The 2,232-nt window shown below is 69.9% G+C and carries 2 protein-coding genes; one reads left to right on the forward strand and one right to left on the reverse strand.

Annotated features, from left to right (window positions below; all coding sequences use genetic code 11):
• Positions 1-705, forward strand: a 705-nt coding sequence (serB, locus tag AC2VNT_RS06490) for a phosphoserine phosphatase SerB (protein WP_486946071.1), incomplete at its 5' end; no start/stop codon positions are given.
• 58 nt (positions 706-763) lie between these two features.
• Here the strand turns inward: serB and AC2VNT_RS06495 are convergent.
• Positions 764-2,232: PE-PPE domain-containing protein (locus AC2VNT_RS06495; RefSeq protein WP_486946072.1), on the reverse strand; the 1,469-nt coding region annotated here is incomplete at its 5' end.

Raw genomic sequence — 2,232 nt, forward strand, 5'->3', positions numbered from 1 at the left:
CGGCGGGCCAAGCGGCTGATCGTCTTCGACGTCGACTCGACCCTGGTGCAGGGCGAGGTGATCGAGATGCTGGCCGCGCGGGCCGGGGCGCAGGACGCGGTGGCGGCGATCACCGCAGCGGCGATGCGCGGCGAGCTGGACTTCGCCGAATCACTGCACCAGCGGGTGGCCACCCTGGCCGGTCTGCCCGCCGGGGTGATCGACGAGGTTGCCGCCGAGTTGCAGCTGACCCCGGGGGCGCGCACCACGCTGCGTACGCTGCGCCGGCTGGGCTACCAGTGCGGGGTGGTCTCCGGCGGCTTCCGGCAGGTGATCGCAGCGCTGGCCGCCGAGCTGAAGCTGGACTTCGTCGCCGCCAACGAGCTGGAGGTGGTCGACGGCGTGCTCACCGGCCGGGTGGTCGGCCGGGTGCTGGACCGGGCCGGCAAGGCCGAGGCGCTGCGCGAGTTCGCCGCCCGGGCGGGGGTGTCGATGGCCCAGACGGTGGCGGTCGGCGACGGCGCCAACGACATCGACATGCTCGCCGCGGCCGGGCTGGGGGTGGCGTTCAACGCCAAGCCGGCGCTGCGGCAGGTGGCCGACGCCTCGCTGAGCTACCCCTACCTGGACACCGTGCTGTTTCTGCTCGGCGTCACCCGCGCTGAGATCGAGGCGGCCGACGCCGTGGACGGGGTGGTGCGCCGGGTGGAGATTCCGCCGGAGTAGCGGGTGCTGGCCCAGACGATCAGCGTATGACGACGCATCGCTCCCCCTGGTGTCGTGGTCACAGCACCGCGCCCACCAGCGCCAGCGGCAGGATGCCCAGGTCGGCGGCGGCCGGGATGCCGATCGCGTCGAGTGGGTGGCCCTGGGCGAGTTCGTAGGCGACCTCGTGGTAGTCCAGTTCGGGCAGGGTGAACAGCAGCGCGCTGGCCACGTCGATCTGCGGCGCGCCGGTGTGCGGCGGGAAGATGCCGAACAGATCGTGCAGCGTGGTCGGCACCGGGTGCAGCACCGAAAGCTGGCTGCCGGTGATGGCGCCGGCGGACCGGATGAGCTCGTCGGCCCAGGACGGCAGCGAGTACCCGTAGTTGCTCGGGCTGATCAGGTCTTTGAATGCGTCGGTGATACCGGTTTCCAGGCCGTTGAGCAGGGCCTGCGGAATCTGCTCCAGCACGCTGGCGTCCGGCAGGAAGCCCAGCGGGGTCGGATCGTTGGCGTCGACACCCTGGTCCCAGCCGCCCAGGTAGCTGTCGATGGTGTTGCCGTATCCCAGGTTCACCAGCACCGACAGGTCCGGCTGCAGCAGGTCGACCAGCGGCTTGCCCACGAACGGGAGCAGCTCGAACGGCGCCAGCAGCGGCAGCGTGTGCGTCGGCAGCATGAAGTAGTCGGTCATGCCACCGGAGGTGGGCAGCTGGATCGCCTCTTGAAGTTGAGTGGACGTCAGGCCCAGGTAGGTGGTGTGCTCCAAGGCGATGCCGAGGGTGGCGTTCAGGTCGGAGAGGAAGTCGATCGGGTAGCGCGGGGCGTCGGCGAAGCCGTCGTACTCGTGGGTGTAGATGTCGGTCGGGTAGTAGTCGTCCGGGGTGGCGCCGCTGAACGTGATCCCCAGGCTGGGGATGGTGTCGTGCGGGGCGCCGGGCAGGTTGTAGCGCTCCAGTAGGCCCCCGTCGGGGTTCTGCGGGTCGCCGATCATCACGAAACGCAGGTCGTCGCTGGGAACGCCGTCGGCGTGGAGTTGCTGCATGGCGGAGGTCTCCACGTCGGCGCCCTGCGAGTAGCCGAACACCACCACCGGGTTTCCCGAGGTCACGCCACCGAGGTGGCTGTCGACCGCGTCGACCAGGCTCTGCGCGCCCTGTCTCACCGACGGGTCGTACATCTCGCCGAACGGGCCCAGGAACGGATACAGCCCCTCCGGGGTGGTCACCACCTGCGTCGGGCCGGTGAAACCGAGCGGGCCCAGGAACTTCTCCATGGCGGCATCGACATAGGCCTGACCGGGCGTCGATATCCCGCTGGCGCCGACGATCAGCCCGGGACCGTCGCCGAGCGAGTCTTCGCCGCCGGTCAGCTGCACCGTCCGGACCTGGACGTCCGGCGGTGCCGGCGGGGTCGAGGCCGGCGCGATCAGCCCGGCGCCGACGATCGCCACCCCGGCGGTGAGGTACCGAAGAAACATGAATCCCCCTGAAACGTGAACTGCGATCCGCTGTGAGCAGGCCGTGACGATCATTGCAACACGATCAT

This window comes from Mycobacterium sp. TH-M15 (assembly GCF_057473705.1).